15 protein-coding genes and 1 pseudogene are annotated in these 22975 nt (G+C 70.0%); 10 read left to right on the plus strand and 6 right to left on the minus strand.

The features are described 5' to 3' along the window. Positions 1-237: 237 nt before the first annotated feature. A complete protein-coding gene (locus FB563_RS29725) occupies positions 238-4383 on the minus strand; it encodes a hypothetical protein (protein ID WP_055704129.1) in 4146 nt (1381 codons plus the stop codon). A 225-nt stretch (positions 4384-4608) separates the two neighbouring features. Here FB563_RS29725 and FB563_RS29730 point away from each other — a divergent pair, with 225 nt between their 5' ends. The 3 genes from FB563_RS29730 (at position 4609) to FB563_RS29740 (ending at position 8258) form a co-directional block, all read left to right on the plus strand. Beyond that, a complete protein-coding gene (locus FB563_RS29730; RefSeq protein ID WP_055704128.1) occupies positions 4609-5583 on the plus strand; it encodes a helix-turn-helix domain-containing protein in 975 nt (324 codons plus the stop codon). A gap of 104 nt (positions 5584-5687) precedes the next feature. Continuing rightward, positions 5688-6710 carry an IS110 family RNA-guided transposase gene (locus tag FB563_RS29735; protein WP_079048534.1) on the plus strand — a complete coding sequence of 341 codons (1023 nt, stop codon included), beginning with the start codon at positions 5688-5690 and terminating at the stop codon, positions 6708-6710. Between the two features lie 357 nt (positions 6711-7067). Continuing rightward, positions 7068-8258 carry a PP2C family protein-serine/threonine phosphatase gene (locus FB563_RS29740; RefSeq protein WP_055704127.1) on the plus strand — a complete coding sequence of 397 codons (1191 nt, stop codon included), beginning with the start codon at positions 7068-7070 and terminating at the stop codon, positions 8256-8258. A gap of 19 nt (positions 8259-8277) precedes the next feature. Here FB563_RS29740 and FB563_RS43135 read toward each other — a convergent pair whose 3' ends face one another. Further along, positions 8278-8442 (minus strand): hypothetical protein, encoded by a 165-nt coding sequence (locus FB563_RS43135; protein WP_159045438.1) that lies wholly within the window; start codon positions 8440-8442, stop codon positions 8278-8280. Between the two features lie 579 nt (positions 8443-9021). On the opposite strand from FB563_RS43135, the gene FB563_RS29745 reads away from it, so the two are divergent. From FB563_RS29745 to FB563_RS29770, 6 genes and pseudogenes are all read left to right on the plus strand, one after another. Next, positions 9022-9411 (plus strand): lipocalin-like domain-containing protein, encoded by a 390-nt coding sequence (locus FB563_RS29745; RefSeq protein ID WP_055704126.1) that lies wholly within the window; start codon positions 9022-9024, stop codon positions 9409-9411. A gap of 124 nt (positions 9412-9535) precedes the next feature. Next, positions 9536-10411, plus strand: coding sequence for a fumarylacetoacetate hydrolase family protein (locus tag FB563_RS29750; RefSeq protein ID WP_055704125.1), 876 nt, complete (start codon positions 9536-9538; stop codon positions 10409-10411). 63 nt (positions 10412-10474) lie between these two features. Further along, entirely contained in the window at positions 10475-11398 is a 924-nt protein-coding gene (locus FB563_RS29755; protein WP_055704124.1) for a VOC family protein, read from the plus strand. Between the two features lie 23 nt (positions 11399-11421). After that, positions 11422-13062 carry a bifunctional 3-(3-hydroxy-phenyl)propionate/3-hydroxycinnamic acid hydroxylase MhpA gene (mhpA, locus tag FB563_RS29760; protein ID WP_055704123.1) on the plus strand — a complete coding sequence of 547 codons (1641 nt, stop codon included), beginning with the start codon at positions 11422-11424 and terminating at the stop codon, positions 13060-13062. Positions 13063-13370: 308 nt separating this feature from the next. After that, on the plus strand, positions 13371-14675 hold the full coding sequence (locus FB563_RS29765) for a PucR family transcriptional regulator (protein ID WP_142218991.1): 1305 nt from the start codon (positions 13371-13373) through the stop codon (positions 14673-14675). Positions 14676-14843: 168 nt separating this feature from the next. Next, positions 14844-15412: pseudogene (locus FB563_RS29770) on the plus strand (TetR/AcrR family transcriptional regulator). Between the two features lie 346 nt (positions 15413-15758). Here the strand turns inward: FB563_RS29770 and FB563_RS29775 are convergent. The 4 genes from FB563_RS29775 to FB563_RS29790 form a co-directional block, all read right to left on the minus strand. Then, on the minus strand, positions 15759-16490 hold the full coding sequence (locus FB563_RS29775) for an alpha/beta fold hydrolase (protein WP_079048533.1): 732 nt from the start codon (positions 16488-16490) through the stop codon (positions 15759-15761). 233 nt (positions 16491-16723) lie between these two features. After that, entirely contained in the window at positions 16724-17392 is a 669-nt protein-coding gene (locus tag FB563_RS29780) for a TetR/AcrR family transcriptional regulator (protein ID WP_142218992.1), read from the minus strand. A gap of 107 nt (positions 17393-17499) precedes the next feature. Continuing rightward, entirely contained in the window at positions 17500-18546 is a 1047-nt protein-coding gene (locus FB563_RS29785; RefSeq protein WP_055706980.1) for a zinc-binding dehydrogenase, read from the minus strand. Between the two features lie 152 nt (positions 18547-18698). Then, positions 18699-21920, minus strand: a complete 3222-nt coding sequence (locus tag FB563_RS29790; protein WP_142218993.1) for a bifunctional cytochrome P450/NADPH--P450 reductase — start codon at positions 21918-21920, stop codon at positions 18699-18701. A gap of 250 nt (positions 21921-22170) precedes the next feature. On the opposite strand from FB563_RS29790, the gene FB563_RS29795 reads away from it, so the two are divergent. Next, entirely contained in the window at positions 22171-22824 is a 654-nt protein-coding gene (locus FB563_RS29795) for a TetR/AcrR family transcriptional regulator (RefSeq protein ID WP_234357741.1), read from the plus strand. The last annotated feature ends 151 nt before the right edge of the window (positions 22825-22975 follow it).

The raw sequence follows: 22975 nt of genomic DNA on the forward strand, positions 1-22975 counted from the left end.
AGTGACGAGAGATTGTCACGCTCCGTTCTGGGAGAGCCGAGGGGTGAGATTCCCCTCGGCTACTCGACCCAGCAAGGTGAGCGGGCCGGTGTTGGTCAGGTCCAAGGCGTGACAGCAGCCGCTCGTAAGGTCACCCAGCGCCCCCTGCACGACCTCGGCTGAGAGCCTCGACGACAGACAGCTCAGGGTCCCGGCGTCCAGAAGGACGCCGGGACCCTGCGTGCTCACACCGGATGGCTACTTCATGGCTGCCAGAGCCCCGTCGACGCCCGCGGTGGGGGAGCCAAGGCCGGTGACGGTGTCGTAGCCGGGGCCGGCTGTGCACTCCGCGCCGCATCGGCCGTTGGAGCCGGCGGTGATGTCTCGCAGGTAGCTGCTGCCGAGCGCGTAGACATCGGTGTGCGCCGTGTCGCCGTCCGGACCGTCGGAAGCCAGGTGCGGCTTGCCGGCGGTGGCCCGGAGCTGGTCGGCCGAGGCGATGATCGCACCCCAGATCGGGGCGGACAGGCTGGTGCCTCCCACCTTGAACCACATGGAGTGGGAGGCGCCGCCGTACGTCATCGTCAGGTAGACCGGCACGCCGGTGGCGGGGTCGGCCACGAAGCTGACGTCCGGTGTGGCCCTGAGTGGCGAGGGCTGCACGCCGTCCTGGTAGGCCGGGCGCGGCTCGAAGTAGCTCAGGCCGCCGCCGGTGGACCTCCACGCCGTCTCGTCGATGGTGTTGCCGTCGGCGTCCAGTCGGAGGTTGGTGCCGCCGATGGCCAGGGCGTAGGGGTTGGTGGCGGAGTAGCTGCCGGGGTAGCCGAAGTCTCCGGTGGACTGGACGCAGACCGAGTCGGCCAGCTTGCAGTGGCCGTCGTAGAAGGCCTCCTCGGAGAACTCGCCGGCGCCCCAGCTGTTGCTGACCGCGGCCGGGTGCAGCGCCGCGGCCGCGTCCTGGGCCCGGGACAGCGCTGCCATGGTCGGATCCTTGGCCTCGACCAGGACGATCTTGGCGTGCGGGGCCGCCGAGTGCGCCCACTCGATGTCCAGCGCCGCCTCCTCGTTCCAGCCGGTGTCCACGTCCGGCTGGGTACCGTCCGCGTAGACCTGCTGGAAGTCGAAGCAGTCCTCTCCCGTGCCGGCCGTATCGCAGGTCTGCGGCAGGTTGAAGTGCGCGGCGAAGTGGTTCAGGTCCGCCTTCGCCGTCGGGTAGTGGTACGCGTCGACGATCGCGATCGTCTGGCCCGTGCCGTCACCCTTGAGGCCCAGCCGTGCCTGGATCTGCTGCGGGGTGTAGCCGGGGGCGACCTCCTGGGCGTTGTCCTGGCCCGCGCTCAGCCTCTTGGCTGCCGGAGTCTTCGACTGGATCTCGATGGGGACCGAGGCGGTGCCGATCGGCATGCCGAGGTCCTTCAGCGGGCTCGCGCTGTGCATCCGGTCGCCGTTGAACTGACCCGCCTTGGCGGCGGTCTGCGGGGCCGCGGCCGACGTGTCGCCGTTCGGAGGAGTCGGAATCCGGGTGGGCTCGTCCTCGGAGAGCTTGTAGGTGGTCAGGCCGTGCGGGAAGTAGTCGATGTCGTTGACGGCGTCACCGATCGACTGCGCCGCGATGTTCAGAGCCCGCCAGTCGAGCGCGAGACCGATCAGGTCGTCGCCGGGGCCGTCGCCCAGCGCCGCTGTTTTCACCTGGCTCGCCCCCAGGGCGAAGTCCGTCGCGCTCTCGCGGAGGAAGCCGTCGTTGTCCGCGAAGGGAGTGTCGTAGGACCACAGGTTCTGGTAGGCACCGACGAACGCCTCGGTTCCGCCGACGGATCTGGCGAACACTGCGGAGTGGAAGCCGAGGAAGGTGGGTACGTCGTAGGGCTCACCGCCGTTCGCCGGGTACACGAAGTCGTTGAACTCGCGCATCTCGACCAGGCCGGTCTTCTTGGACGCGACGAAGCCCTGCGACGTTCCGGGGCTGTCGTAGTTCTTGATCACCGCGCCGGAGCGCGCATCGAGGATCTGGACCAGGTGGCGGTAGTTCCTGAAATCGCCGGTGTAGGCGAAGGCGACACCGTGCCCGTTGGCGCCCGGGACGTTCGGGTCGGCCAGGGCGGGGTTGGTCGGCACGATCGCGACGGCATCAGAGCCGGTCGGGGTCTCGGTCCAGTTCGGGATGCCGGTGGCGGCGTCCAGGCTGACCGCCGTCGGCGCCGGGTCGGTGGCCTGCGTGGGCAGGCCGATGCCGTGGTGTGTGCCGCCGTACTCGAAGAACAGGTGTCCGGCGCCGTCCGTGGTGACGCTGGAGAAGACCAGGCTCTTGCCCGCCGTACCCTTCGGCCGGTACGTCCACAGCCTCTTGCCCTGCTCGCTGTACGCGGTCAGGCTGCTGCCCGGGACGACGATCTCGGATCCGCCGCGGCCGTCGCCCACGACCGTGAGCGAAGCGGCATAGCCGCCGGTGTGCACGTTCCGGCGTACCTCACCGCTGTGCGTGTCCAGTAGAGCGAAGCCGTGGTCGGTCGCGGCCACCACGGAGTCGCCGGTCGCGTCCTTGCCGGGGTTCGGCAGGAGGCGCAGGGCGTGCACCGAGCTGTCGACGGTGGCCCGCCACAGAACGGTCGGCGTCGCCTTCTTCAGGGTTCTGCCGTCGACGGCGAAGACACCACGGCTCTGGCCGGCGACGACCAGGTCCTTGCTCCCGTCCCGGTTCACGTCCGTGGCGACGGCCGTGTACGGGTCGCCGGCCAGGGGAATGGCGTGCGACGCACCGCTGTGGGGGTTGACCGTGTAGGCGGTGTCGTCATAGCCGACGGTGAGGAGTCCGCCCTGGTATTGGGTGAGCGTGTCGCCGGAGACGGCGCCGTCCTTTCGCCAGTCGAGTTGACCGCTCGCGGCGTTCAGTCCGATGAGCTGGGTGTGCTCGGGACCCGCGGGGGTGGCGGCGGTGGCGGTCGTCGGGTCGGACAGCGAGGCGAACACCTCGCTGCCCTTCGCGTCGGAGGCCAGCTCCATGGTCGGGGCGTTCGGTCCGCCGATCGTGGATGCCGTGGAGTACGACCAGAGGGTGTGGCCCTGAGCGTCCCAGCCGGATATGGTGCTCTGGCCGTCGGACATGTCGGCGTCGATGCCGAGCTCCGCGACAGCGAACCGTGGCCGGCCGTCTTTGGCGTTCAGCAGGACGTGGAAGGCCTCCGGCACGGTGCCCTCACGAGAGGCGAGCACCGCACGCTCACCGCTGTGCGCGTCGATCGCGGTCAGGTCCCAGCGCACCTTGTCGAACGGGTCGTTCTGCTCGACCACCAGAACACGGTCCGCGCCCGGATCCTTCACCAGCATGCGCGGGTAGCCGGGAGTCTTGGTGTGCGCCATGACGCTGCCGTCGGAGGTCTCGAGCACCAGCACGTTGCCGTCCGCCGGGCGCGGGCTTCCCAGGTCCATCGGGGTGTCGGACCACGACGCGGCGATCCGGCCGCTTCCCATCGACGTCAGATCGCCCCAGTACGCCCAGGGCGCGTGCGTCGAGTAGGTCCAGTCGGCGGTTCCGGTGAGCTTGCCGTCACCGGCGTGGCCGAAGCTGTAGGCGGTCAGATTGCTGCGGCTGTCGCCCTGTTCGGGTACCGGATCGCCGCCCCAGTCCGGGCCGACCGTGTTGGCGACGATCAGCTTGCCGTCCTGGACCAGCATGTTGCCGACATAGCCGGGAATCAGCTTGCTCCACGCGGTCTTCCCGGTACGGCCGTCCAGGATGGTGATGAAGGTGCCGTAGTCCACCTTCGAATCGGGCGAAGAGAACGGCCGGAACGGCCAGTCGCCCACCGCGTAGGCGACGGCGACGTCCTGGACGCCGTCGCCGTTGAAGTCACCCGTCACGTACGGCTGCTTGCCGTTGGCCGACATCTGGTACGGGTTGTAGCCGGCATAGAGGTTCGGCAGATACGGGTACGGCTGGAACCAGTTGTCCGGGGTGACCTGCCAGTCCTTGTACAAGGAGGTGGCTCCGCGGCTCCACACCTGCTTGCCCTGGGCGTCGTACCGGGCGACGGTGCCGCCGCTGAAGACGCCCACCCAGTCCTTGGTGCCGCCGAGCGCCAGGCTCTCGGCGAAGCCACGGGCTGTCTCCCACCGACCGGTCCGCTGAAAACCCGGGGCGACGGACGAGGACGGGGTGTCCGTGTGCTCGCCCGGGCCGGCCATCACGCTGGGCTTCGTGCCCGGCAGCACCGGGGCGGCAGCCGCGGGCCCCTCCTGGGCGGCGACCTGCCCGGGCGTGCCGTCGATCCGGGGTTCGTACCGCCTGCTGAGCCTCTCGATCGCGGCGGCGGTCAGCCGGACGCTCTTCGCGCCCTGCTGAGGGACCGCCTGAGCCGACGGTGTGACCAGCAGGCCGGCGGCGAGCCCCAGCACGGTGGCGACCATGCCGGAGCGTATGCCCTTTCCACGCATTCTCAAGTGACCACGCGCCTCTCGGGTGGGAGCAGGGCGGTTGTGTCGAAGAAGCACTGGTGAACCGCCCTGCAGGGGATGCCGGTACTGTTCCAGCGCACCCGGCTCACCGGGAGACGAACGGCTGGCCGATACCGGTCAGCAGCCGGTAGCGGCCAGGCGCCGCCTCGGCCGGGACATACATGAGGAGGCGAACCTGTGCTGGAGTCCCTGGGTCTGGACGATGCGACCGAGCGCACCTACCGCCATCTGCTGGCTTCGCCGCCACTGACCGCGACCGAAATGGCCAGGCATCAGTCCTGCGGCACGGCACAGGCCCGCCGCATGCTCGACGACCTGGTCGCGGCGGGCCTCGCGGTCCCCTCGGCGGGACGACCCACCCGCTACGCCCCGCTGGATCCGCGCATCGGCCTGGCCGCTCTGATCCGCGCCCGCCGTCTGGAGCTGGAGCGCGCGGAGGCCGCGCTGGACGCCTACGGCGCCGAGTTCAACGAGCGCAAACTGAGCTCCGACCCGAGTCGGCTGGTGGAGATCATCGAGGGGCCGACAGCGATCAACGACTGGCTGACCGAGCTGATGGCGGGCGCCGAGCACGAGGTACTGTGCTTCGACACCCCGCCCTATCTGTCGGCTGACGCGAGTGCGTTGCAGTTCGAGGAGGACCTGCTGGCCCGAGGCGTGCGGGCGCGGGCTGTCTATTCGAGCCAGGTGCTGGCCGTCCCCGAGCGCGCGGAACTGCTCCAGCACCTCGTGTCGCTCGGAGAGCAGGCCCGGGTGTTGCCCCATGTGCCGTTGAAGCTGCTGGTCTTCGACCGCCGCGATGCCCTGGTTCCGCTCACCGCGGGCGCGGACGGCCTGCGCACCACGGCCGCCCTGGTCCACCGGTCACCGCTGTGCGACGCACTGGTCGACCTCTTCGAGGCGAGTTGGCAGCAGGCCACGCCCGTCTTCGGCAGCGAGGCCCGGGAGACGGACGACCATCCCGACCTCAGCGAGGCGGAGCGTGCTCTGCTCCACTTGCTCCACGCCGGACTGAAGGACGAGACCATAGCCCGCCAACTCGGCCTCAGCGAACGCACCTTGCGCCGCCGGATCACCGACCTGACCGTCCGCCTCGGGGCGACGAGCCGGTTCCAGGCGGGCGCGCAGGCAGTTCGCCGCGGGTGGCTCTGATCCCCGTCCGGGATGGTTGACAGCGCCGGGAGCGCCCGGTAGAGGGCGGCCAGGGCCTCGCACACGGCGGGTGCCGTGCTGCGGCCACCGCCGCAGACCTACGCGTGCACGGCGAGGTGCATGTCGCCGCCGTGATCTCCCCGCTCGGGAAGATCTTGGGAACCGAGCCCTTTCCGGCAACGACAGTCGGCTATCGGCAGCTTCTTGTCTGGGCCCGCAAGCGGGGTACGGTGCGCCGGGCCGGTGTGGAGGGCACCGGCACCTTCGGCGCGGGCCTGTCCCGCTACCTGCTGGCCCGGCAGATTCAGGTCTTCGAAGTGAACCGGCCCGACCGCTCGGCCCGCCGACTGCTCGGGAAGTCGGACCCGCTCGATGCTCAGGCCGCCGCGCGGGCCGTGCTCAGTGGCCGCGCCCGGGCCCGGGCCAAGTCCGGCGACGGTCCGGTGCACAGCGCCCGGATCTTCAAGCTCGCCAAGGACTCCGCGGTCAAGGCCCGTACCCAGGCGATCAACCAGCTCAAAGCCGTCCTGGTCATCGCCGATCCCGCACTGCGGGAACGACTGTCCAGCCTGGGCAACCGCGAGCTGTTCCGCACCTGCGCACGCCTCGGGCCAGGCGACGGCGAGGACGGCGAGAACGCGGTGGCCCAGGCCACCCACATGACCCTGAGAATGCTCGCCGAGCGCATCGAACAGCTCACCGGGCAGATCGATGAGCTGAACCAACGCCTGACCCAGCTCGTCGAACACCACGCCCCACAGCTGCTCGTACCGGTGGGCATCGGCCCGGACAGCGCAGTCACCCTGCTGATCACCATGGGGGACAACCCCGAGCGGCTGAACACCGAAGCATCCTTTGCTGCCCTTTGCGGAGTCAGCCCAGTCGAGTATTCGTCGGGCCGGCGGAGCACGCACCGGCTCAACCACGGCGGCGACCGCCAGGCAAACGCCGCCCTGCACCGCATCGTGTTCACCCGCCTGCGCCACGACCCGCGCACCCAGGCGTACTACGAACGCCGCACCCAGGAGGGCAAGACCCGGCGTGAGACCATCCGATACCTCAAGCGATATGCCGCCCGAGAGGTCTTCAACCTGGTCAGACCGGTTTCCCGCACCCCCGCGTTATAGGGGCGTCGGTGATACGGCGAGGCCCTGCCGGGGTCCTTCCTGCCGGGACTCTACTCGGAGCCCTGAGACGATCTGGGAGTGCCTGATTTGCGATCGCACCCGCCTACTCGTCCGTAACGATCCGCGTAGCACATGGCGCGCCCCGGCCACGCGCGGATAGGGGCGTGAGTGACGAGGCGGTGGCCGCGCTGTCCCCCCCACACGGCGATCTCGCCGGTCCGGGCGCTGACCTGACCAACCCGGTGGCTGTCGACCGCCTGCGGGACATCCTCTATAGGCGTCGAGGGACGCAGCGTCGCAACAGCGAGTGCGATGTCCTGGGGGAGCCTGTGCGCGAAAAAGGAGTAAAAAGAATATATGCGTCTGCGGGGTGTCTGGCGGGACCGGCTCCCGGAACAGCGGCGCGGTCTGTTGATGACGGCGCTGGCGCTGATCGTGGCCATCGCTGCGGTGGACATCGGTATCGGGACCAGTGTTCATCTGGGCCCGCTGCTGGTCATCGCGCCGACGTTGACCGCCGCCTTCGCCGGTCCGCGGCTTACCGCTCTGGTCGGGGCTCTGGCGGAGGTCGCCTTGGTGATCATCGCGATTTTCCACGGCGGGCTGACCACGACCAACCACGTGGCGCAGCTGATCGCCCTGGCTGTGCTGTCAGCTCTGGTGGTCTTCGTCTGTTATGTGCGGGAGCGGCATGCCCGGGAGCTGAGCCGGTTGCGGTCGGTGGCTGAGACGGCGCAGCGGGTTCTGCTGCGGCCTCCACCTCGCCGGATCGGGCCGTTGCGGGTGGCCTGGCTGTATCTGGCGGCCGAGGACGAGGCCCAGATCGGGGGCGACCTGTTGGCGGTCGCCCGCGCTGATCACCCCTGCACCCGGGTACTCATCGGCGACGTACGAGGCCATGGTCTTGCCTCCGTCGGCGAAGCATCGGTGGCGATGAGTGCGTTCCGTGAGGGCGCTCACCGGTACCCCTCCTTGCCCGAGCTCGCCACCGCCGTCGAAGAGAGCATCTGCCGGAACCTGGAGGAGGTCGCCGACACCGCGCACGATGCCGGCGAGCACTTCATCACCGCCATCATGATCGACATCCCCGATCAGGGCCCACCGGCTGAGATGCTCAACTGCGGCCATCCGCCGCCCCTGCTGATCCGCGGCGGCCAGGTGACTGCCCTGAACTCCCGCCGCCCCGCACCCCCATGGGGCCTGCATGCCCTGTGCGTACTCAACGACCGGACCGACCGGTTCGCCTTGGAACCGGGCGACATGCTGCTGCTCTACACCGACGGTGTGATCGAAGCCCGCTCACCGACCGGAGCCTTCTACCCGCTCGCCGAACGCGTCGCTTCCTTCCCCGCCTCAAGCCCCGACGCCTTGCTGCACCACATTCACCGCGACCTGCTCGCGCACTCCGGCGAGCAGCTCACCGACGACGCCGCTTTCCTGATCATCGAACGTATCCCCTCGCGTCATCTGCACCGGCCGCTCGTCGCGTCCCATGCCGACGGTCGCACTCGTCCACAGCCAGCTGGCCGTCACGGTCTGGCCCGCTGAACACGTTCCGCGCATTCCCTCATCCCGATGCGAGCGGGCGACCGCCATGCTCTTCCGCTGCACAGTCTGCGGCGCCCACCTCGCCTACGCCGGCGGAGGCGGTGCCCCCGGCGCCGAGGAGGGCTGCCGCGGCGATGGCGGCCGAGGTGGTCGCGAGAGCGGCCCGCTGCACGATCTTGTGCATGGTCGTCTCCCTGTCACAAGGGCTGGTCGTGGTGGGGCGGCCAGGGCCTGAAACCCCTTTCTATGCGCTGTATGGGGCCGCCCCCCGACCCCACCACGCGGTCCGCACCGCACTTCCTGCCAGCAACGCCCCGCCATGCGGGGAGCCGTCGAGAGAAGGGCGGACGCCACGGACGCCGTGCTCCTGGAGCTGTTGGAGGAGCATGGGAAGGCGCCTCCGTCAAGGGCGAGACCAAGCGGCTGAACGCATCGAAGGGCGAGGGCAGCACCGGCATGAACCTCTGATCGTGCTTGCGGCGCGAAGAGAGAGCGTCGCACGACACCAATGGCGCGCGAGCTACTCCGTTTCGTTTCGAAGCGCGGGTTGCGGACGGGCGCTGCTCACATGGGTGCGGTGAGCCCAAAGCAAGCGGAATTTTGAGTTCCGGAGACCAAGATCCCGTGCCGTGGTCGCGGGTTGACTGCTCTGTGTGGGTGGCAGGAGCCGGCCACTCGGCCTGGCCGCCGGGCCGTCACCGTGGTGCTGTGACGGTGTCTGCGCGGCCGGGCCGACGGAACTGAAGCACGGTGCGAGGCACACATGGACAGTTTGCTCGGAGCTTGGATCCTTGAGGACTTCTCGCTGACACGACAGGGGACGGTCGTCCGTCCGCTCGGGGAGCGTCCCAGGGGGGTGCTGCACTACGCCGCCGACGGCTGGATGAGCGCACTGCTGACAGTCCATCCCGATGACGCCCCGTTCGTATCCCTGTTCGATGAGGCAGCCGCCGGGACCGTGGCGTACGCCGGGCGCTGGGAGCGCGAGGCGGACGGGTCGGTCGTGCACCACGTTCAGGCCAGTCACTACGCACCCTGGACGGGGACGGACCTGGTACGCGAGGTCCGGTTCGGCCCGGGACGGCTGGAGCTGACGGCTGCCGGGGCCGACGACTCCCAGGTGCGCATTGTCTGGCGACGGGCCGACGCCTGACGACGTAGGGCGGGTCGGTCTCCCGCCACACAGCCGGAGCAGTGACAACGACCGTCCGACTGATCACCCGATCGTCCCGTTCCCCCTTTCCCTTTTCGCTTTCTGAACATGGAGGTGTTGTGCCGTGCGGACAGCCACGCTCAACAGCCGTCTCGTGCTCGTCTTCCCCGACGGCGCCGTAGATGTGGAGAAGGCCAGCGACGGCCTGTTCTCCTCGGACCCGCAGGCGGTCTTCGACCGCTGGGCCGAGTTCCGCGACTGGGCCCAGTCGGCGGCCGCGACCGGCCACGAGCGGATCGCCGTGGTGGAGCAGCAGCTGGGCGCGCCGGTGCCGCGCCCGCGGCAGGTCTTCGCGGTCGGGCTGAACTACGCCGACCACGTGGCGGAGTCGGGGGTCGCCGTACCGGAGCGTCCCGCTGTCTTCACCAAGTACGTCACGTCCCTGACCGGGCCCTACGCCACGGTCGAGCTGCCGAGTGCCCTGGTCGACTGGGAGGTCGAGCTGGTAGCGGTGATCGGTCGTGAGGCGCACCAGGTCGCCGCCTCGGACGCGTGGCAGTACGTCGCCGGCCTCACGCTCGGCCAGGACCTGTCCGAGCGCGGCATCCAGTTGTCGGGACCGGCACCCCAGTTCTCCCTCGGCAAGTCGTTCCCCGGCTTCAGCCCGACCGGGCCGGTGCTGGTCACCCCGGACGAGTTCGACAACCCCGACGACCTCGCGCTCGGCTGCGCGATCGACGGCGAGACCATGCAGGACTCCCGTACCTCCCAGATGATCTTCTCGGTGTCCGAGCAGATCGCCTGGATGTCGTCGATCTGCACACTGCTGCCCGGCGACCTGATCTTCACCGGCACCCCGGCCGGCGTGGGCGGCGCCCGGAACCCGCGCCGGTTCCTGGCCCCCGGCGAGGAACTGTGCAGCTGGATCGACGGCATCGGTGAGCTGCGCAACCCCCTGGTCGCCGGCCCCACCTACCCCGAAGGCACCCAGCCCGTCTGACGCGCGGCCTCACACCTGTCCGCGTACACCACCCGCACACTGAAGCTCTTTGAGGAGACTGCCATGGCCCTGCACCGCGTGGCGCACATCACGATCGGGGTGCCCAATGTGGCCGACACCTCGGCCTACTACGCCGATTTCGGACTGACCGACCTCGGCGACGGCCGGTTCGCCACTGCCGACGGTGGCGAACAGCTCAAGATCATTCACGCGGCGCGGCGCCGCCTGGAGGAACTCACCCTGAGCGCCGACGACCAGGACGACCTCGGGCGGATCGGCTCGGCCCTCGACCGGCTCGAGGTGCCGTTCGTCCGGGACACCCACCGCCTGCGCGCGGTCGACCCGGGCACCGAGGTGACGGTGACCGTCGAGGTGCAGCCGCGCATCGTGCAGCCCGCCGCCGCGCGGATGCCGTACAACGCTCCCGGGCGGATCGAGCGGACCGGCGAGCGTGCCCCCGGCGTGCTGCGTGAGGGTCCGGTGCGCGTCCGCCGCCTCGGACACGTCGTCCTGGGCTCCACCGACCAGGAAGCCTCCCAGCGCTTCTTCACCGAAGGGCTCGGCTTCAAGGTCAGCGACCTGGTACCGGGCGCGGCGTTCCTGCGGTGCTCCACCGACCACCACAACGTCCTCGTCCAGAAGGCCCCCATCTCCTTCCTGCACCACACCTCCTGGCAGGTGGACGACGTGGACGAGGTGGGACGCGGCGCCACCCGGATGCTGGAGGACCACCCCGAGCGCCACGTCTGGGGTCTGGGCCGCCACCAGCTGGGGTCGAACTTCTTCTGGTACCTCCGGGACCCGGCCGGCAACTTCTCCGAGTACTACTCCGACATGGACTGCATCGTCGACGACCAACTGTGGACCCCCGGGACGTGGGAGGACGCCCGCCTCGCCCTGTACAACTGGGGCCCGCCCGTACCGCCGTCCTTCCTCCGCCCCGAGGACCTCGCCGCGATGATGACCGGCGCGCACGACGCCGGCTGAACAGACGAAAAGGAACGCACATCATGAGCACCTCGACCGAGGGTCTCGCCGCGGAGACCTACGACGTGCTGGTCGTCGGCGCTGGTCCGGTCGGGCTGGCCACGGCCGTCCAGCTGGCCACCCGAGGCCGCCGCGTCGGCATCGTCGAACGCTGGCCGCAGCCCTACCCGCTGCCACGCGCGGTCGTCTTCGACCACGAGGCCGGCCGCATCCTGGCATCGCTGGGGTTGGACATGGCCGCTGTCAGCGAACCCGCTGTCGACTACGAGTGGCGCAACGGAGAGGGTCAGCTACTCCTCCGTTTCGACTTCTCGGACGACAACTACTCCGGCTGGCCCAACATGAGCGCGTTCAACCAGCCCACCGTGGAGAAGGCCCTGAACGAGCGCGTCCAGTCGCTGCCGGGGATCGACGTCCTGCGCGGCTGGGAAGCCGTGGCCGTCCAGGCGGGCCCCACGGCGGTGGAAGTCACCGTGGCGGAGAGCGCGGGAGACGAGCCCCTGCTCCGTGACGGGGTGCGCGCGCAGCGTACCCTCCGGGCCGCGTACGTCGTCGGCTGCGACGGCGCCAACAGCTTCATCCGCTCGTGCATGCGCACCTCGGTCACCGACCTCGGCTTCAAGTACGACTGGCTGGTCCTCGACGTCGTGCCCCATGACCGGGACCGCGCATGGACGCCACGGAACCTGCAGCTCTGCGATCCGGCCCGGCCGACCACAGCGGTGGTCGGCGGCCCCGGCCGCCGTCGGTGGGAATTCATGCGCCTGCCCGGCGAGTCCATCGCCGAGCTCCTCCAGGCCGAGACCGCCTGGAAGCTGCTCGAGCCGTGGGACCTGCACCCGGACAACGCCACCCTGGAGCGGCAGACCGTCTACACCTTCCGGGCACGCTGGGCGGACTCCTGGCGCGACGGCCGGCTGCTGCTCGCCGGGGACGCGGCCCACCAGATGCCGCCGTTCGCCGGGCAGGGCCTGTGCTCGGGCCTCCGTGACGCCATCAACCTGAGCTGGAAGCTCGACCTGGTGCTGTCCGGGAAAGCCGACGACAGTCTGCTGGACACATACACCACCGAGCGATGCCAGCATCTGCAGAACGCGATCGAGAAGTCCGTGATGCTGGGGAGGGTCATCTGCGAGCCGGACCCGGTCGCGGCCGCCGAGCGCGACGCCCGCATGATCGCCGATCAGCAGGCAGGCCGCGTACCACAAGGAGATCAGTTCCTGGGGACCTTCACCGGCGGACTGCTGGACCGCGACTGCACCGGCGCCACCGCGGAGCCGACCGGGCAGCTCAGCCGGCAGGGACGGGTGCGGTTCAGGGGCCGTACCGGCATGTTCGACGAAACCGTCGGCATCGGGCTCACCCTGCTCACCACCGGTGATCCGCGTGACGGGCTCGACGAGGACACCCTGGCCTGGTGCGAGCAGGTCGGGCTCCGCCTGCTGAGGATCACCGACGACCCGGCGGCGAACGGCCCCGACGACGTCGTCGATCTCGACCGCACCTACCTGTCCGACCTGGCCCGTTCGGGCATCGAGGCCATGCTGGTGCGCCCCGACTTCTACGTCTTCGGCGGCGCCAAGAGTACGGCCGACCTCCCGCGTCTGGTCACTGCGCTGCGCGGCGGGCTCACGGCGGCCCCCGCCCCGGAGGTCACCGCTTGAGCCACCGGCGCCACAGCCGGTGCCCATGGCCGGACGCGCCGAGCACAGCGACGCGCGGCACGGGGCGGCGCTTCACGCACCGCGCCGCGCCGCCGCGCGGGGTGAGCAACCCCTGCCGGTGAACGGTGCGACCGTGCAGGCCGGCGGCAGGACGCATCCTGCCGCCGGCCTGCACGGCGGCGCTCGTCGTCCTCAGCGGCGGGGTCCGCGGCTGCTCGACTCAGCAGGGAAGATATGGTTCCCTGACCTGGGTTGCAGCTGCGAGCGGCCCGCTCGCCCACCTTCCCCGCGACGGAGGGACGAGAAGCGTGAGGGGACAGTGGCTCCAGTGGTTGCGGCCGGACCCCGGCCGCCTGACCGAGCCCGTCCTGTCACCGGCGGAACTGGCCGTGGCACGCACGGAACTCGGCGCGGGCCCGGTCGAGTGGGCGCTCCAGAGCGCCGACGCCATCGCGGAGGAGGTCCTCAGGAAGGTGCCCGAGCACGGCGGCGGTCCCGCTGCCGCGACCACCCTGCGGCGTGTGACCCAGTCCGCGGTGCTGACGGGCCTGCACCTGATGGCCTCCGACATCGGCCGGCCCCTGCCCACCCTCACCGAGGATGCGCTGGAAGGATGCCGGGAGTTCGCGCGCCGCGGCATCCCGCTGGAGCTCGTCCTGCGGGGGGTGCGGCTCGGGCACGCGCAGCTGGCGCGCGGCCTGGCAGCAGCAGTCGAGGAGCACGTCCCGGCCGACCAGCGCCTGGCCGAGCTGCGCCAGATCGACGACCTGATGTTCACCTACGTCGACGCCCATTCGAGCGTGATGGCCGAGGAGTACATCGCCGAACGGGACCGCTGGCGCGGCAGTGACGAAGCCGCCCGCCGCGCCGTCATCGACGAACTGCTGGCCGCCCGCCCGGTCGACCGGGAAGCCGCCGCCCTGCGTCTGCGCTACGACCTGTCAGGCACGCACGTGGCCGCGGTGCTGTGGGGCGACGACACCGCCACCGCCGCGCCCGCCGCCCAACGGCTGCACCACGCGGCCTCGACCATGGCCCGCGCCCTGGGAGCGGCCAGGACGCTCGTCATCCCGGCTCACGACAACCATGTGTGGGCATGGTTCGCCGTCAGCGGCAAGACCGGCGAAGACCACGTCCGGCACCTGCGCAGCTCCCTGCCCGAGCCGGCAGGAGTGCGTGCGGCTCTCGGCCCGCCCGCACCAGGGCCCCACGGCATGCGCCGCAGCCATCTGGGGGCGTTGCAGGCACAACGGATGGCCTCGCACGCGTCGGGCTCCTGGCTCTGCGACTACCAGGACATCCGCCTGGCGGCCCTCGTCACGGCCGACCCCGAACACGCACGCTGGTTCGTGCAGGAGGTCCTCGGGCCGCTGGCCTCCGAGGGGGCCCGCCTGCGTGAGCTGCGCGAAACTCTGCGCGTCTACCTCGCCGAGGAACGCAGTCCCCGCGCCGCGGCCGAACGCCTGCACGTAGCCCGCAACACCGTCACGTACCGCGTCAAACGCGCGGAGGAACTGCTGCCCGTCACCACCACGGCAATCAGCTCGCTGGAAGTGCGCGTGGCGCTCGAAATCGCGGCCGCCTCGCCCCTCGGCCCATCGGTCAGGAGCTGAGCTCGAGTACAAGGTGCCGTGACGGACGGTCCGCCAGACGGAGTCGAGGGCCGGAGCGGCTGCTTCCGCCGCAAACCTTCACCCCCGTGGTGTGACCGGACCCATTGGCGAACCACGCCGCTTGCCGCACGGACGGCGCAGGCCCGCGCCGAGACCCGTCAGGCATTGATCCGTGCGGCCCGACAGATCCTCGCGGAGACCGGGGACACCAGCGCCAGCATCCAGGCCATCGCCGAGCGCGCGGATGTCGGTTTCGGCTCCTTCACAACCACTTCGAGTCCAAGACGGGGCTCTTCGACGCGGCGGTGACGGACGCGCTGGAGGAGTTCGGCCAGGTCATCGACGAGCGTGTGGAAGGGATCGAGGACCCCGCCGAGCTGGTTGCGGCGGGTTTCCGGCTCTCCGCCCGGATGGCGGACTCCCACCCCGAGCTCATGCGGATCCTGCGCGACCGCGGCCTGGCCCACATCCACTCCGAGAGTGGCCTGTCGCCACGAGCACGTCGCGATCTGGAACGCGGCATCGCCTCGGGCCGCTTCACCGCTGCCGACCCGACCACAGCCCTGTCCGCCCTGGGCGGCACCCTGCTGTCGCTGGTGGCGTTGAGGCCGGGACGCCCCGACCCCGACGGCGACGAGGCCGCCTCCGACCTGGCGGAGATGGTCCTGCGTATGCTCGGGCTCCCGCCGGAGGACGCGCACGAGGTCACTCGGCGCCCGCTGCCCGATCTCGTCTGAGGGTCCGGATTGGCGCGCCGCCGCTGGCCAAGTCGGCTGGGCCCGTGCTACGGCAGCGTTGCCCTGCAGGCCGGGGCGTAGGAGATCCACGAGGTCGTGGACACCGATGACACGTGGCGGCCCAGGCGTGCGACCCGTTGCGGTGTCATTGGCCAAGCTCCACGGCGTGATCGCCAGTCCGACGGGACATAGCGTCGCCACAGCGAGGCTCCGGCCGCCTTGGAATGAGCGCCCGCCCCGCTCGGCGGGATGCACGGCGGTGCGGGAGCCCTCCCATGGGTGCCGGGCGGCATGGGGCCAGCGCCGCCCGAGATGCACCCACGGGCGCTGTTGCTGGACGCGCCAGTCACCCCCGGGAGCTGCTCCAGTGCTCCTCGAGGGCGGCGGCGACCTCGGCCGGCTTCTGGATCGGCGTCCAGTGGCTGCTGTCCAGCCTCAGAAAACGGGTGGCGCGCACGGAAGCGGCCATCTTCTCGCCGAAGTCGACGGGGCAGACTGGGTCGAACGCCCCCCAGAACACCAGGGACGGTCCGGCCAGGTCCGCCAGATCCGGTTCCCACTCCGCACCGACCGTCAATGCGGAGCGGTACAGCTTGAGAATGCTGTCGCGCATGGTCTCGTCCACGCGGCCGGCCGTCTGTTCAGCCAGCTCAGCCGGGACCTGGAGGTTGTCGGTCAGGTCCTTGGCGAACGCGCCGGGGTCGTACTCCTTGGCCCAGCGGTCGCCCGCGACCGGGTCCTGCCACAGCTTGGCCAGCGGATGCCAGACGTACTCGGCGCTGACCGGACCATTGCTGCCGGCCCACGTGCGGATCAGATCCGGCCGTACGGAAGCCACGCGCGCGGTGAGGAGGCAGCCCCAGTCATGGCCGACCAGGTCGACCGGCTCGCCGATTGCCTCCAACCGCTCGATGAGCCAGGAGACGTACTCCTCCTTGGTGCAGTGGAAGCCCTCGGGGCGCGGCGAACCGAAACCGGGCAGGTCCCAAGCCTCCACGTCGCTGCGGGTCAGGTGCTCGCGCACGCCGTCCCACACGTGGTGGGTGTCGGGTACGCCGTGGATCAGAACGGCAGGCATGAATGAACTCCTACAAGGATGGATATTCCTATTGAGAAGCGAAATAACGGCACAGGGCGGGTAAAGAGGTCGAAGCCTCGTGCCGCGGGTCAGGGTCTTCGCTCCCACGTGGACGGGACCGAGTGGCGCGGCACTTCGTGCCTGAGGCGTTTCGATCCACACTGGTCAACGAGTCGGTACAGCTGCTCCGACCGGGGTGACCACCAGTACCGCGCAGCCAGGCGGCGTTCCGGTCATGTCATGGCTGCATCCGGCTGCAGCACAGACACCACTTGGTCATGCAACACGCCGCGAACCCGGCGTGATGCGGTCTGCGGTGCTACGCCGGCGGCAACGAGGCACGCGGTCGCCGCGGCCTCACCCGTGGGGTCCGCCCAGGTGGACGTGGTGTTCTCCGCGGCGAGGGCCAGCATCAGTGCTTCCAGCGCTTGTGCGAGGACGGGCGCGGGGACGTGGTTCGCGAACACGCCTTCGTGCTGGCCACATCGTATGGCCGCGATGGCCTCTTGGCGGGCAGGTGCCAGGGTGGCGCGGATGGCCTCCTCTCCGAGCTGGCGGCGACCGAGGGAGATGAGCATGCGGTACTGGTCGCCCACCGCCCATGCCGCCAGGGCCATCCGCGCCATCGCCTCCAGCGGATCAGCGCCCGGGATGCGTGTCATGGCGAACGCTTGGCGAAGCGCCTGGGCTGCTTCCTGCGCCAACTCGGTGATGAGCGCGTGCCGGTTGGAGAAGTGTCCGTAGAGGGTGCGCCGCGCGAGGCCGGCCGCCACAGCGATGCTGTCGAGACTTGCGTCGGGGTCGTCCCGCAGTTTCCGCCGAGCGGTGGCGAGGATGCGTTGACGGTTCGCGCGAGCGTCGCTGCGCTGCGGTGCGCGGCCAGGGGTGTCGGTCGTCTGCATGGTTCTGTCTCTCCACGGTGGCCGGAAAGCCGTGGGCGCCGGTGTTCCCTCACGCACCGGCGCCCACTCACCCCTGCCCAGGGTGGCTTGTTGTCCCGCTGACGGCGTCAGGGGACGAGGATGAGGCGGATCGGGTCGCCGATCTTGTTCTCCAGTCGGTGGACGGCGTCGGCGGCTTCGATGAGCGGGATGTGGTCGGTGATGGAGGGGGCCAGGTCGAGGCGGCCGGCCGCGGTCAGCTGCACCAGCTCGGAGACGGACTCGGGGAAGCCGCCGTAGTGGCCGCGCACCTGCTTTTGCAGGTAGTTGAAGGTCAGGCCCTCGGTGATGGTCAGTGGCCGGGGTGTGATGCCCACCAGGATCAGGGAGCCGCCCAGGCCGAGGACCGAGGCGGCCTGGTCGCGGACGGCGGGGACGCCGGCGCAGTCGAAGGCGAAGTCGAGGCCGCGTCCGCCGGTGGCTGCGCGGACCTGGTCGGCGAAGTCGGGGGCTGCCGGGTCGAGCGCGAGGTCCGCGCCGAAGGCCAGGGCGCGCGCGCGGGCGCTGGGCAGCGGGTCGACGGCGATGATCGGGGCGGCGCCGACCAGGCGGGCGAGGCGTACGTTGTGCGCGCCGACTCCGCCCACGCCCCAGACGCCGACGGACTGGGCGGCACGGACGCCGGCGGTGGCGACGACGGCGGCGTAGGGGGTGGAGACCGCGTCGGGGATGATCGCGGCCTGGTCGAAGGGGAGGCTGTCGGGGATGGGGATGAGGGTGTCCTCGCGGGCGATCACGTACTCGGCCCAGCCGCCGTCGTAGTCGATGCCGGCGGTGAGCATCTGGGTGCAGGGGCGGTGGCGCACGCATCCTGCGCACGTGCCGCAGGTCTTGCCGGCCTCCAGGGTGACGCGGGTGCCGACGGGCAGGCCGCGCTTGAGGTCGGGGCCGAGGGTGTGGATCACGCCGGAGACCTCGTGGCCGACGGTGACCGTGTCGGAGTCCAGGAAGAGCGGGGACAGGGAGCCGTCGAGGAGGTGGACGTCGGAGAGGCAGACGCCGGCGGCCTTGACCTCGATGAGGACCTCGCCCGGGCCCGGCACGGGGATCGGGACCTCTTCCACGGCGAACTTCTTGCTGTCCAGGTGGAAGCGTCCGGCGAGCATGGTGTCCATGAGTCTGCTTTCTATGAGCGGCACCGCCCGATGATCCGGGACGCTGGGTGCCATGGGGTGCGTGAGGGGCTGGTGGTGGCCGGGAGGCGTACGGCCGGCAGCGGGGGATGCCGCACGCCTCCCGGCGGCTGGGGGAGTGCGCCTTGCGGCGGTCAGGCGAAGACGTCCTGCTGGTAGCGCTCGTCGGCCTCGAGCTGGGCGAGCCACTGCTGGGCGGTGTCGTCGTCGCTGCCGGTCTTTTGGCGGTGGATGGCGGCGAGTGCCTCGCGGACGGCGGGGGCCATGCGGCGGCCGTCACCGCAGACGTAGATGTACGCGCCGTCCTGGATGGCCTGCCACACCGTGTCGGCGGCGTTGGCGATGGCGTTCTGCACGAACCGGGCCGGGTGGCCGGTCACCGCCGAGTAGGCGGTGTGCACCTGGGCGATGCCGGCCTGCTCCCAGTCCTGCATCTCCTGGCGGTAGAAGTAGTCGTGCTCCGGGTGGCGGCAGCCGACGAACACCTGGGACGCGCCCACCTGGGTGCCGTTGGCGTGCTGTGTCGCCCGCTCCTCCAGGAAGCCGCGCAGCGGTGCGATGCCGGTGCCGGGGCCGATGAGGATCAGCGGCGTGGCGGGGTCGGCGGGCGGGGCGAAGGTGGGGGAGGGGACGCGGACGTAGCCGTAGACGACGTCCCCGGGTTCGAGGCCGGCGATGTAGGCGGAGCAGGTGCCGCGGTACTGGCCGTCGCCGGACAGGGCCGGGCCTTCCAGCAGGCCGACGGTCAGGCGTACGTGGCGCGGGTTGGCGGACGGGGCGGAGGAGATGGAGTAGAACCGCGGGCGGATGGGGCCCGTCATCTCCAGGAACACCGCCAGCGGCAGCTCGACGGCCGGGAAGCGCTCCAGCAGGCCCAGGACGGAGATGCGCTTGCCGAGGATCTCCTTGCTGTAGCGCTCCTCGGCCTCCTGGGTGTCGGCGGTGTACGCCAGCAGCTGCGGCCGGGTCCACGGGCACTCGGTGTACTCGGCGAGCGTCTGGATCTGGGAGCGGGTGGCCACGTCCTGCAGTTCCAGGAACTCGGTGAGCAGGATGCCGGCGGTGACCGGGGTGCCGACCGGCAGGTGGGTGCGGCCACCGGCCGGCTGGTCGAGCCGGAGCACCTGGTCGTAGTCGACGCCGAGCCGCCTCAGTGCGCGTTCCACCAGGGCGAGTTCGTTCTTGGCGAAGACGGCCAGGTGGTTGCCGGTGTCGTAGGTGACACCCTCGGGCAGCTCGACGGTGATGGACTTCGCGGACGGGCGCGGCGGCTCGATGGCGAAGTCCCACAGGCCGGTCGCGTCGGCCACGAGCTCCTCGTTGGCGACCACGGTGAGCGGGTAGGCCTGCTCGGAGACGATGGCGGGGCGCACGTCGGACTCGGTGAGCAGCTGGACCTGGTAACGGGGGCCGCTCGCCTGGGAGGTGTCGGCGGCGTACTCCTCGGCCAGAGTGGCCCACAGGGTGTTCATCCACCGCGTGGCCATGCCGTCGAAGTCACCGGCGGCGTCCGCGATGCCGCGCTCGACGATGGGGGTGGCGCCGGCGGCCAGCAGACCTTCCTCGATCCGCTTGGGGAACGCCTGGTAGGTGGCCACCCACTGGGTGTTGCCCGCGCCCAGCAGCGCGTACCGCACATTCGCCAGCGAGCCCTCGGGCAGCCCGGCGGCGAGCAGGTCGTCGAAGCGCTGGGCGTTGTCGGGAGCCTTGCCGTTGTAGCTGGCGGCGACAACGGCGAGCAGGCCCTCGGTGGGCAGGTTGTCACCCAGCTCGTCCAGGCTCACCAGCGTGGTGCCGAACCCGGAGCGCTCGCCGCGGTCGGCGATGGTGCGGGCCAGGTCCTCGCAGGATCCGAGGCTGGAGCCGTAGGCGACGGTCAGGTTCACCCCGACACCGCTGACCGCTGCCGGCGCCTGCGTGTCCCCGGTCTGCACGTCCGCAGCGCCGAAGACGTTCCGCTCGTGCTCCTTGCGGCGGCGCACGACCAGTTCGAAGTCGCCGGGCTTGCGCGTCAGCGCCTCCTTGACGTCCATCTTGTAGTCGGCCGTGTCGGAGAACTTGAACTTCTGCAGCACCAGCGCAAGGACCAGGCGAGCCTCGGTCAGCGCGAACTGCCGGCCGATGCAGGCACGCACACCGTTGCCGAACGGCTTGTAGGCGTGCGGGTGTTGCTTGGCGCGGTTCTCCGGCAGCCACCGGTCGATGTCGAACTCGTCGGGACGGTCCCATGCCTTGGGGTGGGTGTGCAGGGGACCCTCGAGGATGTTGACCCGCGTGCCCTTCTTCAGCTGGTAGCGGCCGCCGATGACGGTGTCCTCATGCGGCGCCTTGCCGATCAAAGGGATGGGGGCCCACAGCCGCAGCGTCTCGTCCAGGATCCGCGGGATCACGTCCATCTGCATGATCGTGTCGTAGTCCGGGACCGTGTCACCGGGCATCAGCCGGTCCACCTCGGCGTAGGCCTGCGCCAACACGTGCGGGTTGCGCATCAGCGAGTAGGTGGCGAACGACAGCAGACCGCTGGTGGTCTCGTGGCCGGCGATCAGGAACGTCAGCACCTGGTCACGGACGTTGTCGTCGGTCAGCGCCTTGCCGGTGTCCGGGTCGGTGGCCTCAAGCATCAGACCCAGCAGGTCCTCCTCACCGCCGCCCTTCCCCTCGCGGCGCTCCTTGATCACGCTCTCGACCAGGTCCTGCATCAGCCGGATGTTCTCGCGGTACTTCCGGTCGTCCGCCTTGCGCAGCTTGGTCATCATCGGCAGCTCCTGCGAGCGCCGCAGCGACTCGATCAGCGTCTCCAGCAGCGCGTTGAGGAAGGGGTGCAGCTCCTCCTTGTCGAAGGAGTCGAACCGGTAGCCGAACCCCGACAGGGCGATCGTGTCCAACGTCAGCCGGGTGTAGTCGTCGGTGATCTTGACCCGCTTCCCCTCCCGGCGCTCCCACTTGCCCGCCAAATTCTGGGCGATCTCCAGCATCTGCCCGAAGTACGCCTTCATGGCCCGCTGGCTGAAGGCCGGCAGCAGGATCCGGTGCGCCCTGCCCCATTCCTCTTCGTGCTGGTGCGCGGTGAACAGGCCCGCGTTCAAGAAGTCCCGGACATGGGCCAGCGGCGTCTTGTCGATCTGCTTGAAGAACCGCGTCTCGTCGCTGACCTCGGCCACCAGGTCCGGGTCATAGACGAAGACCTGCTCGATGCCGGCGATGTCCATGCCGTAGATGCCCTCGGGGAACTGCTTGGACAGTTCGGCGAAGTACTCGAACGGGTTGGTGGCGGGGATCTGCGGCGTGTTGCCGAGCAGGGGGACCCCGCGCGGGGACCGGATGGGGCGAAGGTCGTTCGCGGACTGCGTGGTCATGTCTTGCTCCTCTGCGGAGGGGTGGAGGGGGTGGGCAAGGGCGCGCTGCACGGGTCGATGCCGTGGCGCCGTACGGAAACATACGCCGTATGGAATTTGAACCATACGCGGTACGGAAAGCGGAGTGCAACCCCGGGAGTCCAGGTGGGGCTGTGGTGAAGCTCATTTCCGTACGGTGTATGGCGCTGATACCGTACGAGGTATGGAAAAGAAGGTGAGGCGTCCCCCGCGGGGAACGAGGAAGAGGGACGTGCCTCTGACGGAGGCCGGGATCTACGCCGCCGCCCTGCGGCTCATCGACGAGGACGGGGTCGAGGCGCTCACCATGCGCAAACTCGCCACCGCGCTCGACGCGAACCCGATGTCGCTGTACCACCACGTGCCGAACAAGGAAGCCGTGCTGCGCGGCGTGACGAGAATGGTCGGAGCGCAGTTCCGCACCGTGACACTGGAGGACGCGCCCTGGCAGGAGCGGATCCGTCTGCTTGCCACGGACTTCCGGACCCTGGCGCACCGTCACCCGAAGCTGCTGGCGTACTCGTTCAGCCACCAGCCGGACTTCATCCAGCCCAACGACCCGTTCTGGACCGCCCTCACCGCCATCGTGGAGGCTGCCGGCGTGCCGCAGTCAAAGGTCTCGGAGATCGCCGCGCTGATGGTCGCCGTCGTCGTTGGTGTCCTCAGCGCCGAACTCAACGGCTCGCTCCACCAGTGGGCGAACATCACACCCCCCGGCCCCGACGCCGAGGAAGACGGAGCCGCGGATGCAGATCCTGGGCCTGAGGCTGCCGCGCATCAAGGCCCTGACCAGGACCAAATGTTCCGCCTTGGGATGGACACGCTGATCACGGGCCTCGAAAGCCGACTCACCGGCGATCGTGACGGCCAGGGCACCGACCGCTGACCCAATCATTTTGAGGCGCTGCGCCCCAGGCACTCGCCCCTGAGCCGCGCCCGCAGTCGGGCGATCCCAGGGCTGCGACATGACGGAGCCACCCCCGTGACATCGAGGAAGACCGCCCGGCGGGGTGGTTCTACAAGTTCTGCACGGCAGC

Source organism: Streptomyces puniciscabiei (assembly GCF_006715785.1).
Taxonomy (GTDB): domain Bacteria; phylum Actinomycetota; class Actinomycetes; order Streptomycetales; family Streptomycetaceae; genus Streptomyces; species Streptomyces puniciscabiei.